At 64.9% G+C, this 13,606-nt stretch carries 13 protein-coding genes; 10 read left to right on the forward strand and 3 right to left on the reverse strand.

Annotated elements, in window-relative coordinates:
* Positions 1-206 precede the first annotated feature (206 nt).
* The 3 genes from IV112_RS11515 to IV112_RS11525 form a co-directional block, all read right to left on the reverse strand.
* Positions 207-1,100 carry a nitrate- and nitrite sensing domain-containing protein gene (locus IV112_RS11515; RefSeq protein WP_304003644.1) on the reverse strand — a complete coding sequence of 298 codons (894 nt, stop codon included), beginning with the start codon at positions 1,098-1,100 and terminating at the stop codon, positions 207-209.
* A complete protein-coding gene (locus tag IV112_RS11520) occupies positions 1,094-2,293 on the reverse strand; it encodes a methyl-accepting chemotaxis protein (protein WP_304003645.1) in 1,200 nt (399 codons plus the stop codon). The genes IV112_RS11515 and IV112_RS11520 overlap by 7 nt, the downstream gene beginning before the upstream one ends.
* A gap of 178 nt (positions 2,294-2,471) precedes the next feature.
* The gene (locus tag IV112_RS11525) at positions 2,472-3,782 is read right to left on the reverse strand and encodes a DUF3422 family protein (protein WP_304003646.1); all 1,311 of its coding nucleotides are present in this window, start codon (positions 3,780-3,782) and stop codon (positions 2,472-2,474) included.
* 180 nt (positions 3,783-3,962) lie between these two features.
* Here IV112_RS11525 and IV112_RS11530 point away from each other — a divergent pair, with 180 nt between their 5' ends.
* The 10 genes from IV112_RS11530 (at position 3,963) to IV112_RS11575 (ending at position 13,604) form a co-directional block, all read left to right on the forward strand.
* The gene (locus IV112_RS11530) at positions 3,963-4,613 is read left to right on the forward strand and encodes a GspH/FimT family pseudopilin (protein ID WP_304003647.1); all 651 of its coding nucleotides are present in this window, start codon (positions 3,963-3,965) and stop codon (positions 4,611-4,613) included.
* Positions 4,610-5,065 (forward strand): type IV pilus modification protein PilV, encoded by a 456-nt coding sequence (gene pilV / locus IV112_RS11535; RefSeq protein ID WP_304003648.1) that lies wholly within the window; start codon positions 4,610-4,612, stop codon positions 5,063-5,065. The genes IV112_RS11530 and pilV (IV112_RS11535) overlap by 4 nt, the downstream gene beginning before the upstream one ends.
* A complete protein-coding gene (locus IV112_RS11540; RefSeq protein WP_304003649.1) occupies positions 5,062-6,138 on the forward strand; it encodes a PilW family protein in 1,077 nt (358 codons plus the stop codon). Before pilV (IV112_RS11535) ends, IV112_RS11540 begins: the two co-directional genes overlap by 4 nt.
* Positions 6,135-6,761 (forward strand): pilus assembly PilX family protein, encoded by a 627-nt coding sequence (locus tag IV112_RS11545; protein WP_304003650.1) that lies wholly within the window; start codon positions 6,135-6,137, stop codon positions 6,759-6,761. The genes IV112_RS11540 and IV112_RS11545 overlap by 4 nt, the downstream gene beginning before the upstream one ends.
* A gap of 20 nt (positions 6,762-6,781) precedes the next feature.
* Positions 6,782-10,429 (forward strand): pilus assembly protein, encoded by a 3,648-nt coding sequence (locus IV112_RS11550; RefSeq protein WP_304003651.1) that lies wholly within the window; start codon positions 6,782-6,784, stop codon positions 10,427-10,429.
* A gap of 16 nt (positions 10,430-10,445) precedes the next feature.
* Positions 10,446-10,904: a type IV pilin protein gene (locus IV112_RS11555; protein ID WP_304003652.1), complete on the forward strand. Its 459-nt coding sequence runs from the start codon at positions 10,446-10,448 to the stop codon at positions 10,902-10,904.
* Positions 10,905-11,012: 108 nt separating this feature from the next.
* Positions 11,013-11,633, forward strand: a complete 621-nt coding sequence (locus IV112_RS11560; RefSeq protein WP_304003654.1) for a GspH/FimT family pseudopilin — start codon at positions 11,013-11,015, stop codon at positions 11,631-11,633.
* Positions 11,633-12,079, forward strand: coding sequence for a type IV pilus modification protein PilV (pilV, locus tag IV112_RS11565; protein ID WP_304003655.1), 447 nt, complete (start codon positions 11,633-11,635; stop codon positions 12,077-12,079). The genes IV112_RS11560 and pilV (IV112_RS11565) overlap by 1 nt, the downstream gene beginning before the upstream one ends.
* Positions 12,076-13,068, forward strand: a complete 993-nt coding sequence (locus IV112_RS11570; RefSeq protein ID WP_304003656.1) for a hypothetical protein — start codon at positions 12,076-12,078, stop codon at positions 13,066-13,068. The genes pilV (IV112_RS11565) and IV112_RS11570 overlap by 4 nt, the downstream gene beginning before the upstream one ends.
* Positions 13,065-13,604 carry a pilus assembly PilX family protein gene (locus IV112_RS11575; RefSeq protein ID WP_304003658.1) on the forward strand — a complete coding sequence of 180 codons (540 nt, stop codon included), beginning with the start codon at positions 13,065-13,067 and terminating at the stop codon, positions 13,602-13,604. The genes IV112_RS11570 and IV112_RS11575 overlap by 4 nt, the downstream gene beginning before the upstream one ends.
* Positions 13,605-13,606 lie beyond the last annotated feature (2 nt).

The following is a 13,606-nucleotide window of genomic DNA, read 5'->3' on the forward strand; positions in this document are numbered from 1 at the left end:
GCGCGACGGATGCCTGAGACGAAGCCGGCGGTCTGCGTCAGCCGCGTCGCGGCCAAGGCCGCTCCCACAAGAAGCACTCGCCGGTTGCTGCCCGAGCCGAGGCCGATGGTCTGCATCGGCAAGGCGGCTCCCACAAAAGAGCGCGCCTGATCAGGCTGCCGACGGGCGCTTCGAGCACATCCGCAGCCCGTCCTGGCGCACGAACCTCAGTGCGCCGCCATGGTGGCCTGCAGCAGCGGTGTCGGCGCCTGCAGTTCCCGCCGCAGTTCGACACCACACTCATCGACCCACGCATACACGCTGTCGATGGCGCGGGTCGCTTCGGCGAACCAGACCTGGGCGGTGATACCGCCTGTCTCGCCCAGCAGATTGCGGCGCAACGTCGTCATCATGCTGCCCACAGTGCGTCCGGCCTCGATCGCGGCGCGGCTGCCGTCGGCCGCAGCCAGTGCCTGCCGGACCAGCGCATCGATGCGTGCGGCGAGGAACATCAGGCGTACGCGCGCCACCGGTGCGCACTGACCGCGCGACGCGACGCCGGTGCCGATGGCGCGGGCCTGACCGAGGTATTCGGCCAGCGCCGGCAGACTCGCGACGTGGTTGCGTACGCGGCCCGCGTCGACGCGACCGGCCGCGCCCAGTTCGACCCGACTTTCGCCCAGCGCGTCCAGCCACTCCAGCGCACGCGACACCAGTTGGCCGTGGCGGCTCAGGCTCTGTTCGGGCAACAGTTCGCCACTGCCGAGCAGCTCGATCAGTTCGCGCCACTGGAAGCGGAACACCATCAGTTCGTTGTGGGTGAGGCAGGCACGCGGCATCGCCTCCTCGGCGCGCACGGTGCCGTCGAGCGCCGCGATGCAGCGATCGATCTCCTGCTGTCGTTGCCGCAGCTGCGGGGCGAAGCTGGCATCGCCGGCCAGCCATGCGACGCTCATGCCGCGGTGCTGTTGCAGCGTGCGCACCAGCTGCAGCAGCAGCGCACAGTCGTCGAGCGCACGCAATGCCGTATGCGCAGTCAGCGAGGCCGTTCGGCGACGGTGCCAGGACAGCAGCGCCAGGGCGACGACCAGCACAGAGGAAATCAGGAGCGCGTTCAGCATGTCGGCTCGAAGCGGTAGGTTTTGAGCGTGTCGCCGAGCTGTCCGGCCATCTGTTCGAGATAGCCCGACAGTTCCTGGTTGTCATGCACCAGGTGCTCGTTCCGTTCGGCGAGGTCGGCGACCTGTTCGACGTCGCGCGCCAAGGCCTCGGCGGCGCGGCTCTGTTCGATGCTGGCCTGGGCGATCTCGGTCGCCGCGTGCAGCGTGGTGTCGATCTGGGCGGCGATGTGCTGCAGGCCGGCGAGCACCGTGGCCGTGTCGGCCGCGCCCTGCGCGACTTCGTCGCCGGCGGTGCGCAATGCCTGGCTGACGGCCGATACTTCACCCTGCAGGCGCTCGATCAGCGCCTGAACCTCGTCGGTGGCCTGGCGGGTCAGGCCGGCCAGCTTGCCCACTTCATCAGCCACCACGGCAAAGCCGCGTCCGGCCTCACCCGCGCGCGCTGCCTCGATCGCTGCATTGAGTGCCAGCAGATTGGTCTTTTCGGCGATTGAGGCGATGGTGCCGACGATGCCACCGATGTCGATCGAGCAGGCGTCGAGCCCGGTCATGCGCTCACCGGCCGTCTGCATGTCGGCGGCGATGTCATCCATGCGATGGCCCAGCTGTCTGCCGGTGCGCATGCCGTCGCCGGCCGCCTCGTGCGCGACACGCGCCATTGCGGCGGCGTCGCCCGCCTGTTCGGAACTGAGGGCGAGACTGGTCGACAGCTGTTCCAGCGTGGCAGCCGACCCGACTGTGACTTCGCGCTGCGAGCGCACGCCGTTGTCGCCGGCCTGGGCGTTGGCGCTGCTCTCGCGCGCCGAGTGCTCCAGCTCGCGTACCGCGCGCGACAGTCGAGTCATCAGTCGGACGAACGAGCGCGCCATGCTGTTCATGCTCTCCAGCAGCGCCGGGGCGTCGATGCTGCCGGGCTGCAGACGGGCGGTCAGGTCACCGCTTTCGAGTGCCATGGCGAAACGGGTCAGGGCCTGTTGGGCGCGCGCCTCGCGTCGGCGTTGCAGTGCCAGGCAGAACACGCTTGCAGCGAGCGCCGGCGGCGCAGCAGTCGCCGCCCAGCCCGACAGGCTGGCGAGCCAGCCGGCGGCAAAGGCGAGCACGATGGCAAGCGCGCCGTGCAGCGAAGTCGAGAGCGGGAGACGCATGCGGACGGGTGCCTGCGCGGTCGGGTCTGGAAGCGTGAGCGTATTCATGTGCGCGCTCATGCAAGAGGCAGGCCACCCGTCACCTTCTGCATTCCTGCGCGGAAAAGGTCACGTCGACCGCTGCACGACGCACACCGTCGGTGCGCGCGCACCGATGCCGAACGCATCGCCGGCAGTGGGTGCCGTGACCGGCTCGGTCACAGCTCATCGATCCAGGGGCGGTCGCTCAGTGCGCGCCTTCTTCCGCCGCGAGCTTGCGGCGCATGCGCCGCAGGCCGAGCGCGACAAGACCGGCGATGAGCGGAATCGAGATCGCGGTGATCGCCTCCGGGCTCAGCGGCAGCAGATGCTTCACGCCCTTGGCCAGGTACTGCACCAGTTGCGAGGCGTAATAGGTGATGGCGACGATGGACAGCCCTTCGACTGTTTCCTGCAGGCGCAACTGCAGACGCGCGCGCCGGTTCATCTGCGCCAGCAGTTCCTGGTTCTGCCGCTGCAGTTCGATGTCGACCCGGGTACGCAGCAGTTGTGAATTGCGCGCGACCCGGCCGGACAGATCGTCCTGGCGTCGGGCGATCGCCTCACAGGTGGAGATCGCCGGCGCAAGCCGGCGGTCCATGAACTCGCCTATGGTCGGGAAGCCTTCGATGCGCTGTTCGCGCAGTTCGGCGATGCGGCTCCGTACCAGCCGGTAGTAGGCCTGGGCAGCGCCGAAGCGGAAGGTGGTGCGCGCGACCGAGTGCTCGACTTCTGCCGCGAGGCGCGTCAAGTGCGACAGCACGCTGCGTTCGTCCTCGGCGCTGGATGCGCTGCCCATGCCGTCCATCAGATTGGCCAGTTCGCCCTCGGCGCGACCGAGCAGGCGACCGACGTCCTTGGCCACCGGAAAGGCGAGCAGGGCGATGATGCGGTAGGTCTCGATCTCCAGCAGCCGCTGTACGGTGCGCCCGGCCTGCCGCGGCGTCAGCCGCTCGTCGAGCACCGTGTAGCGCGACCAGCCGTCGGTCAGCATGAAGTCGGTGAACACCCAGGCGGCACCGTCCGACACCTGGGCGCCGACCGCCTGCCGCCCGCTGGCGATCAGCCTGTCCATCACGCTGCGCGGCGGCAGTTCGGCCGTGGAGCGCAATTCGATATGGGTGGCCACCATCAGCGAACCCGGCAGGCCGTCGAACCAGTGCGCCGGCACCGAGGCCAGCGCGCCACGGGCGCAGTCCTCACCGTCCGATGGCGTGCGGAAGAAGGCGTAGCTGGAGAACTCGTTGTGGCGCTCCCACTTCAGCTTGAAGTCGCCGAGATCGAGCTGCAGGTGGCCGCCTTCGGCCAGCGGCAGCGGGCGCGCGTAGGCGTCGGCCAATGCCTGCAGGTGACGAATTTCGTCGTCCTCGCGCACGCCGTCATGCATCAGCGCCACATAGGACACCAGTTGCGGATGCGCGACCGGCACCGGCGGGCGCGCGTGCAGTTCGTTGTTCAGCTTGTAGCGCAGCGGATGCTCGGTCAGCTTGCCGCCGGTGGCGTGTTCGGGCGTCGTCATGAAGAGAGGGCGTGTGATGTCCGGTGCGCATTGTGCAGCAGAGCAGGGCGGCGCGGGCGCGTGACGCATTTCACGCGAGCGGTCGGCGCGGCGCCGTTCGGGCGGTGACTTCTGCCGTTCGTCATCGACGGGTCGAGATTGACGCTGCGCTGATTTAACCTCAAGTCACAAATTCTCCGCATGGACGTGCAGCTCATGATTCCTGCCAGGTCAGCCCAGCACGGCTTCACCTTGATCGAACTGATGATCGTGGTGGCGCTGCTCGCCATCATTTCAGCCTTCGCGCTGCCTGCGTTCCAGACCTTCATCGCGTCAAACCGACTGACGTCGGAGGCGAACGAACTGCTCGCGGGACTGAATCTCGCGCGTTCCGAGGCGGTGCGAACACAATGCTCAGCGCGGCTTTGTCGTGCCACTTTTGCCAGCGACGGAGCGGCGAGCTGCGTGAATACGAATGACAGACAGCCGTGGGAGGGATGGGTGGTACTTGTCGGCATAACTACCGCGACAGGAGCTTGTGATTCGGAGATGCGCTTGCGTACACAGATGGCACCGTCGAACCTGAACATCATTTCGGACGCTCAATTGGCGGCCTCCGGCAATAGCATCGTGTTTCGCCCTGATGGCTTGGCAAGACCTCTTGCCGCGCCCACTGCCCTCCAAAACGCCCAGATAGATATTTGCGACAGCAGCGGAACGCTTACGTCGAATAACGTGCGCCGGGTGACATTGCGATCGGGTACTCGTACGGCAGTCGAACGTGCAAGTGATACGACCTGCGGGACGGCTGCCGCTGCTGAGGAAGCAGAAGCTACGGAGGAGGGCGCATGATCTGTTCAATCAAGGCGTCTCGGCAGAGCGGCGTATCGTTGATCGAAGTGCTGGTTGCGCTGTTCGTGCTTGCCTTTGGCATGCTTGGCATCGCCGGCATGCAGACCATGGCGATGAAGGCCAACCAAAGCGCCTTTGAGCGCAACGCGGCCGTGATATCTGCGGGTTCAATCGTCGAACGCATACGTAGTAATCAGGCGTGGGCGCGGGACGGTAGCTACAACCGTGCGCTTCCGACGGGCGCGTGCACGGTACCCGAGGGAAATGACCGGGTATCTCTGGATGTCCGGAGTTGGCTCGGCGAGCTGTCTGCAAACCTGGGCGAAGGCGCGTGCGGCGGCATCAACTGTGCGGGCAGCCCGGTGTTCTGCCGCATTTCCGTGCGCTGGGATGACAGCCGTGTCCGTGGCGGTGCCTCAGCGCAGGTATTCGAAGTGGATGTACGCATATGAGTCGGCACGCAAACAGAGAGGCGGGGGTTTCGCTCGTCGAGGTGATGATCGCGCTGGCGCTGGGCCTTATCTTATCGGTCGGTGCACTCTCTCTCATGCTTGGCAACCGACAGGCCTACAGCACTACAGAATCACTCGCCCGCGTGCAGGAAGCGACGCGTATCACCTTCGACTTGATGTCACGCGACCTTCGTGCTGCTGGCATCAACGCGTGTAGCGGCGGCGTCCGCGTGATGAATCTGCTCCGAAATCCGGACAACTTATGGTGGTTGAACTGGAATGACGGTCTGCGCGGCTACGACGGTAACGAGGCGTCGTCGGCGGTGACTACGGGCCCTGCGGAGGGGCAACGAGTCGATGGTACGGACATGATCGAGGTGATGCATGGAGCGACGACCGCATTGCCGGTGAAGGTTCATAACATCGGTGGCGCTCCGGCAACGCTTGCCGGCGTGAATGTTCCGGCTCGCTCCATTGCGCTGGAAAGGCCGAACGGACGGCCGCACGGTTTCGTCGCGGGTGATCTGCTCGTGATATGTGATTACGAGGACACCACGATCTTCCAGGCCAGTGGCGTCGACGCCAGCGCAAATTCCGTCGCACATGCCGCCGAGACAGGCGTGCCGGGTAACTGCTCGGATGCCATGGGGGTGCGTCCGACCTGCACGCCGGGGGTGACGCGGATTTTCCAGCCGGGAGCGCAGTTGATGCGCTTTGAACCTGTGGCCTGGTATGTCGGCAACAATGGCCGCACGGGAACCACGAGCAGCCCGACGTCGCTTTACCGTATCAGCATCCGCTCTGACGGGGCCGGAAACGCGTCAGTGCAGACGGAGGAGGTGGTCGAGGGCGTACGTGACATGCAAATGCGTTACATGTATGACAGTGACAATCTTTATCGATTTGCATCGGGCACCGGTACCGAGAAGGTTGAAGACTGGCGTTTGGTCACCGGCATCGAGATCCAACTGACGATCGAGTCGCCCGAGGCGGGTACGACGACTGACGCCTCGCGCCCCAGACTCACCCGCACGCTCACACACGTGGTTAATCTGAGGAATCGCGTGCCATGAAATATCCAGTCCCATTCACATTCAGGTCGCGGCAGAGAGGTGCAACACTGCTGATCGCGATGGTCATGCTGATCGTGATGACATTGCTCGGGCTGGCCAGCATACGCAGCGCGAGCATGCAGGAGCGCATGGGCGCAAACCTATATGACCGCAGCCTGGCGTTCCAGGCCGTTGAGTCCGCGTTGCGCGAGGCGGAGGCGAGGATTTCTGCCGGCACCGTAGTGACCAACAGCAATGGTTTCTACTGTCCCCCCAATGGCATACCGCCGAGCTGCGCGGCCCCTGGGCCATCTGCAACCGAGTCCGCGCCGTCCGAGACGGAGAGCGAGACGCCGGCCTCTGCGACTGTCAGCTATATCGAACGCTGGAAGGATTCGAGTACGCAGTGGGCGGCAGCCACGACCTGGTGGGGCAGTGTCGACGATGACATGAAAGCGCGACTGGGCGGGGCTAACCGACGTCCGGAGTACATCATTGAATACATGGGGCAATCCGAGGACGGAACGGGCTGTGGCCGGAAAGGAGGCACAAACTGTCGTGGCCCGCGCTATCGCGTTACCGCACGCATGCCGCCTGTCGAAGGCATGCCCAACGTGATTCTTCAAACAAGTTACCGGCCCTGAACCCTACCGGAGTACTCATCATGACCGCCGTTTTTTTCCGTTCCTGCGGGCGCCCCGGGAAGCTGAGCGCAGCCTTTGTAGCCGCCCTTGCCGTGTCGTCGCCCGCGAAGGCGCAAACCGACATCTCGAACCAGCCGTTGGTGCTGAACGTTACGGCCGCACCGAACGTGATGATGATTCTCGACAACTCGGGGTCGATGCTCTACGAGACGCTGCCGGACTACTTCCGCGACATCTGGGACTTCGAGCTGGCGATGCGTAATAGCGGCAGCACCAGCGTCTACATGCCGGACTACGACGATCTGAATATTTTCAATCTGGCCCTTCGGTCCTCGTCGCTGAACCGCATTTACTACAACCCCAATGTCACCTACCGTACCTGGACGAACGCGGACGGAACCGCCTATGCCCAATCTTCGCCGACGGCCGCGCCGATACGCCCCGGGTCCGCGACGACGATTGATCTTACGACGGAGAAGACCCACACCTTCCGCTGGCGGACAAACACTACGGTCACGACTTTCTCCGCAAGTTCAACGGCGGTCCCGCGCACCTTCTCCTGCCCCGACGGGCCCGATGGCAATACGCAACCGGACGACACCTGCGCCCAGACCTACGCGCCGATGACCTTCTTCGTCCACAAGGGCACAGGATCGATCTACGAGCGGGCGAACTATTACCGCTACCGCATCGTCGGCGCTGCCGCCACTCGTAAGGATATGGCGGATGGCACCGAAACAGCAGTGACAAGCTTCAGCTGGGCGGGCGGCATCACGCGCACGCTGGACCAGGAAAAGCAGAACTTTGCCAACTGGTATACGTACAACCGCAGCCGTATCAATGCGGCAAAGAGCGGCGTGAGCTACGCCTTTTCGACGTTGGGGCAGAACTATCGCGTCGGCTTCCGCACCATCAACGGAAGTACCGGCTGGCTGGACATCCCGACTGACGGCACCTTCTCGGATACCAATCGCAGCAATTTTTTCAGCAGCCTGTTCGACGCCGTGGCCGACGGCAACACACCGCTGCGCGTATCGCTGTGGAACGCAGGCGCCTACTTCAAGACGGCTGCCCCATGGGGGCCGAACGTCGGTGGCGCACCGCTCAGCTGCCGCCAAAGTTTCTCCATCCTGACCACCGACGGCTACTACAACGACAACAGCACGGTCTACGCCACCGCGGGCAATGCCGACGGCACCAAGGGCCGACCCTACGCAGACACACAATCGGTGACACTCGCGGACATTGCGATGTACTACTACGACACCGATCTGCAGCCCGACATCGAGGACAACGTGCCGACCACCCCAGAGGACGGCAACAACAAGCAGCACATGAACACCTTCGGTGTGTCCTTCGGTCTGACCGGTTCGCTGAATACGGCAACCGATCTGCCACGCCTGACCTCCGGCGAAATTTCCTGGCCAAGCATTTCGACGGATGCCGGGAAGCTCGACGACCTGTGGCACGCGACGATCAACGGGCGAGGCAAGTTCGTCAACGCGGGCGATCCACAGGAATTTGCGGACGGCCTCAAGGGCGCGCTGGATACCATCGTCGCGCGGACGGCGTCGTCCTCCAATCTGGGTGTATCGGCTACGCAGTTGCGTCAGGGTAGCCGGGTCTTTCAAGCTCGATTCACCAGCGAAATCTGGACCGGTGACGTATGGTCCTTCCTGATTGACAGTAACGGCGATATTTCGACCAACCCGGAGTGGCGAGCCGGCGATCAGGTACCTGCCCCTGCCAGTCGCAACATATATACGCGCAATGGAAGCACCGCCGTGCCCTTCGTGTGGAGCGAACTGAGTACGGACCAAAAGGCGGCGCTCGGCAACAGCAGCGCCGTGCTTGACTACCTGCGTGGGGTGCGTAGCGGAGAATCGAGCGAGGGGGGCACCTTCCGCAACCGGTCCTCGCTGATCGGCGACATCGTTCATTCATCGCCGATATACGTGGGGGAGCCGGAGGACTTCGCCTACGAGCGTTTTGCCTGGACGGGCGCATCGAGCTATCAGACTTACCGTACCCTCAGCGCAAGTCGCACCCCCATGCTTTATGTCGCTGCCAACGACGGCATGCTGCACGGCTTCGTTGCGAGCACCGGTGTCGAACGTTTCGCCTACGTGCCCTCCTCGTCGCTGGCCCAGATGTATCAGCTCACCAGCCCCAACTACACTCACCAGTTCATCAACGACGGAGCACTGACCGTAGCGGATGTTTACGATGCGGGCAGCGTGGGGGCGTGGCGCACCGTCCTGGTAGGTTCCACCGGCCGAGGAGGGCGCCAGCTCTACGCGCTCGATGTCAGTGACCCCACCATCCCGACAACGAACGCTGCAGGCCGCCGGGTCATGTGGGAGTTCTCGGATTCCGACTTCGGCAAGTTCACCGGCAAACCGGTTGTTGCCCGCATGAATAACGGCGAGTGGGCCGTACTGGTGGGCAATGGCTACAACAGCAACGAGTACAAGGGCTTCCTGTTCGTAGTGAATGCGATCACCGGTGCACTCATCAGGAAGATCGATACCGGAGCCTGCCCGGAGACCGACGACCCTTGCGTCAGCAATGGGCTGGGCGAAGTCACTCCATGGGACGAGGACAACGACGGTGATGTCGACTACATCTACGGCGGCGACCTGCGCGGGAATCTGTGGCGTTTCGATGTCTCGTCCAGCACACCCTCAGAATGGAAAGTGTCTTTCGGAACTCCCACGTCGCCGCTGCCGTTGTTCAGGGCGCGGGACGCATCGGGTACGCCGCAACCGATCACCTCAAAGGTCGAACTCCTGCTCGATCCGTCCAACAGCACCCGCTGGGTGTCTTTCGGAACAGGCAAGTTCCTCGGTAACGACGATCGCACCAGCAACGCTGTGCAGACCTGGTATGGCCTTTACGACAATTACACGAACGTCGCCACGACACCGGTGAGCGGCCGTTCGGATCTGGCGCAGCGGGTCATTCTCGTCGAAACCCGGCAGACGTCAGAGACTGAAACGGAGAATGCCAGCGGCGAAACCGAGACGACGACAACGAGCTTTGACGTGCGAGTGATCTCCGCGCCAGGAGATACCGTAGGGGGCGCCGAGGTCACGGACGCCGATGGCAATTACACTCGCAAAGGCTGGTATCTCGATCTGGTTCCGCCGAGCGGCACCGCGGCCGGCGAACGCATCATTTTTGGCGTGCAAGCGTTCGGTGGGGCACTTTTTGCAACGAGTGCAATCCCGGCCGACGATCCCTGCAGTCCGGGCGGGTCCGGCTGGTTCATGGCGATCAACCCCTATACCGGTGGGCGATTTGACTCCGAGGTGATTGCAGGACGTGATCAGGTGACCGTGACTGCGGGGGAATCGACGGTCAACTACTACGTCAGCGCTCTGCGCATAGACGGCATGCCGTCCAGCCCCATCTTCGTGCGCGATGGCAGTTCCAGTTCCGGCGGAAGCGGCGGAGGCAATCACAGCGGGGGCTCCGGCGTCGGCACCTCCGACGCGCTGATCAACACGTCGGATCTTGGCGCAGGCGGTAGCGGTACGGGTAACACAGGGGGGCAAGGGCCGAACGGAGAACCGCCACGCAAGTGCTCCGGCGGGATTGTGTGTCCCCGTCTCTACCTGCCCGACCGCTTCGGCCGGATTTCCTGGCGCGAACTGATTGCCGACTGACACGGAATACATACAGATGAACACGTCCAACAACACTCGCCTGCAGCGCGGCTTCACGCTGGTCGAACTGATGATCGTGGTCGCCATCATCGGCATCCTCGCCGCGATCGCCTATCCGAACTACACGCAGTACGTGATCGACAGCCGGCGCGCGACGGCCGCCGCCTGCCTGTCCGAACAGGCGCAGTCGCTCGAACGCTTTTTCACCACCACGCTGTCCTACGTCGGCGGCGGCACTAACCTGAACACGCGGCAGTGTGTCACCGACCTGGCGGGTTTCTATACCTTCGCGTCCGACATCGACGAGGACACGCCGCGCGCCTTCGCAATTACGGCCACGCCACTCAACGCCCAGCTGAACAACGACAACAAGTGCGGTTGCGTGCTGAGGCTGGACCAGACCGGCACCAAGGGTGCGTCCGGTTCGGCGGCGCGCTGTTCGACCGCGGCCGGTGTGTCCGCCTGCTGGAAGTGAGTGGCAGACACCGAAATTGACACGGAACGGCGTGCCGCCGGCCAGGGGACGCTCAAGCTGCAAGGTGGGCAGGCCGTATACGACTGATCGTCCCTCACCTCGTCTCACATGTCCGGCCCCCATCCACAGTCGGGTTTCACGCTGCTGGAACTGATGATCACGGTCGCCATCCTGGCCGTGATCACTGCGTTCGCGGTGCCGTCCTTCCAGTCGCTGATCATGCTCAACCGTCTGGCCAGCGAGGCGAACGAACTGGTCGCCGCACTCGGTCAGACACGGACCGAAGCGATCCGCGTGAACCGGCGCGTCATCCTCTGCCGCGCAGCGACCGACGGCGGCACGGTCGCCGCGGCCACCGGCTGCGTGGCCGGCGGCGGGCGCTGGGCCGGCTGGATGGTCTTCGTCGACGCCGACGCCAGTGGCACCTACAACCCGAACGCGGCGAGCAACCCGGACGAGGTGCTCATCCGCACGCACGCCTTTCACGGCAACCTTCTTCAGACCGTCGCAGGCAATGCGCTGTCCGGCGCCGGTAACCGCATCGTTTTTCGGCCGGACGGCCTGGCGCGCGCGCCCGGCCAGACCCTGCTGCAGACGGCCACGCTGCGGCTGTGCGAGGCGTCGGCGACAATCCAGCAGAACGCCCGCGACGTCAGACTGGGCGGCGGCAGCCGCGTCAGCGTGGCGCGCGCGACCTCGGCCGCCTGTGCGGCGCCGGAGGACGTCTGATGCGCGCGCCTTCCGGGCAGTCCGGCATTTCGCTGATCGAGGTGCTGGTCGCCATTTTCGTGCTGGCCATCGGCATGCTGGGCATGGCCGCGCTGCAGATGGCCTCGCTGCGTTCCAATCAGAGCTCCTACGAGCGCAGTGCGGCCGTCATGGCCGCCTATACGATGATCGACCGCCTGCGCGCCGACGTCACCGCGGCGCGCGCCGGCAGCTACAACCTCGCCCTCGACGACGACTGCGCGTCGCCGGGCGGCTCCACTTTTCCGGAAGTCCAGCTCGCCGCCTGGCTGGCCGATCTGCAGACCAGCATGGGACCGTCCGCCTGTGGTGGCGTGACCTGCAGCGCAGGGGCGGCCGCGAGCTGCGTCATCAGCGTGCGCTGGGACGACAGCCGGGTGCAGGGTGGCCTGAGCAACCAGACCTTCAGCATCGAGGCGCGGCTGTGAGTACGCGGGGGGAGGGCGGCAGCACGCTGATCGAACTGATGATCGCGCTCACGCTCGGGCTGTTCATCATCGGTGCCGCCATCGCGCTGATGCTGAGCAACCGGCAGACCTACGACACGACCGAAGGTCTGTCGCGCATCCAGGAATCGACACGCACTGCGTTCGAGCTGCTCGCGCGCGACATCCGCGAAGCCGGGCTCAATTCCTGCGGCGGCGCGCTGCAGTTCGTCAATGTGCTGACCAATTCGTCGTCGCTGTGGTGGACGCAGTGGAACGGCGGCGTACGCGGCTACGGCGGCAGCGACGCCTTCGCTGGCGCCACCTTCGGCTCGGGCGTCGGTCAGCGCGTGGCCGGTACCGCGGCGCTGCACATCATGCGCAGCGGCAGCCAACCGCAGACGGTGGCCAGTCACGATACCGGCAGCCAGTTGCTGACGCAGAGTCCGCGCAACAGCGCGCTGTCGGCCGGCGATCTGGCCATTGTCTGCAATTTCAGCCAGGCCAGCCTTTTCCAGGTGTCGGCGGCCGACGCGAGCACGGTGTCGCACGGCACCGGCGGCACACCGGGCAATTGCTCGCGCGGTCTCGGCTTCGCCAATCCGCCCGACTGCAGCGAAACCGGTCAGACCTACCGCTTCGAGGCGAACGCCGTGGTGATGCGACTCGAGTCCCTGGCGTGGTACGTGGGAAACACCGGCCGCACATCGACGACATCGCGGTCGCTCTATCGCGTGGCCCCGCAGAACGAGGCCGGCACGCTGTCGCTGGTGACCGAAGAGGTACTCGACGGCGTGATCGACCTGCAGCTCGACTACCTGATCGAAGGCGGCAGCGCCTACGTCGCCGCATCGGCGGTCACCGACTGGAATGCGGTCACCGGTGTCCGCATGCGTCTGACGATAGAGGAACCGGATCGCCCCGCAGCAGTGACCGACCGCGTGCGCCGGACGATGACGCACGTCGTCACGCTCAGGAACCGGATGTCATGAGCGTCCGTCAGCCGCATGCGCAACGTGGCGTCACCCTGGTGGTGGCGCTGATGCTGCTGATCGCCATCACGCTGCTCGGTCTGGCCAGCATGCGCGGCACCGGCATGCAGGAGCGCATGAGTGCCAATCTGTACGACCGCGCGATCGCCTTCCAAGCCGCCGAATCGGCGCTGCGCGAAGCGGAGGCGCTGCTCGCCACCGGCACGGCCGGACCGTTCGACGGCACGGTCAGCGGCCTCTATCCGAAGCCGGCGCCGGGTGCCGAGGATTTCGCCAATCGCTGGGAGGCGGCTGCCACCGTGTGGGCCAACGCCTCGGTGTGGTGGGAGGGGGCCGACGCCGACACGCGCGCCAAGGCGGCAGGGGCGCCGCAATACATCATCGAGGATCTCGGCATCTGGCCGTCCACGCCCGACTGCGATACGGTCACCACCATCGCCGCCGATTGCCTGAAACCGCGCTATCGCATCACGGCGCGCAGCGCACCGGTGTCCGGTCGACCTTCGGTGTTGCTGCAGACCACTTACCGGCCATGACC

It is taken from the genome of Methyloversatilis discipulorum, from assembly GCF_018780585.1.
GTDB lineage: Bacteria > Pseudomonadota > Gammaproteobacteria > Burkholderiales > Rhodocyclaceae > Methyloversatilis > Methyloversatilis discipulorum_B.

What these genes read in the sequence shown, in the direction of transcription:
- IV112_RS11515 (WP_304003644.1), bottom strand. Translation starts at nt 1,100, where the DNA reads ATGCTGAACGCGCTCCTGATTTCCTCTGTGCTGGTCGTCGCCCTGGCG.
- IV112_RS11520 (WP_304003645.1), bottom strand. Translation starts at nt 2,293, where the DNA reads ATGAATACGCTCACGCTTCCAGACCCGACCGCGCAGGCACCCGTCCGC.
- IV112_RS11525 (WP_304003646.1), bottom strand. Translation starts at nt 3,782, where the DNA reads ATGACGACGCCCGAACACGCCACCGGCGGCAAGCTGACCGAGCATCCG.
- IV112_RS11530 (WP_304003647.1), top strand. Translation starts at nt 3,963, where the DNA reads ATGGACGTGCAGCTCATGATTCCTGCCAGGTCAGCCCAGCACGGCTTC.
- pilV (WP_304003648.1), top strand. Translation starts at nt 4,610, where the DNA reads ATGATCTGTTCAATCAAGGCGTCTCGGCAGAGCGGCGTATCGTTGATC.
- IV112_RS11540 (WP_304003649.1), top strand. Translation starts at nt 5,062, where the DNA reads ATGAGTCGGCACGCAAACAGAGAGGCGGGGGTTTCGCTCGTCGAGGTG.
- IV112_RS11545 (WP_304003650.1), top strand. Translation starts at nt 6,135, where the DNA reads ATGAAATATCCAGTCCCATTCACATTCAGGTCGCGGCAGAGAGGTGCA.
- IV112_RS11550 (WP_304003651.1), top strand. Translation starts at nt 6,782, where the DNA reads ATGACCGCCGTTTTTTTCCGTTCCTGCGGGCGCCCCGGGAAGCTGAGC.
- IV112_RS11555 (WP_304003652.1), top strand. Translation starts at nt 10,446, where the DNA reads ATGAACACGTCCAACAACACTCGCCTGCAGCGCGGCTTCACGCTGGTC.
- IV112_RS11560 (WP_304003654.1), top strand. Translation starts at nt 11,013, where the DNA reads ATGTCCGGCCCCCATCCACAGTCGGGTTTCACGCTGCTGGAACTGATG.
- pilV (WP_304003655.1), top strand. Translation starts at nt 11,633, where the DNA reads ATGCGCGCGCCTTCCGGGCAGTCCGGCATTTCGCTGATCGAGGTGCTG.
- IV112_RS11575 (WP_304003658.1), top strand. Translation starts at nt 13,065, where the DNA reads ATGAGCGTCCGTCAGCCGCATGCGCAACGTGGCGTCACCCTGGTGGTG.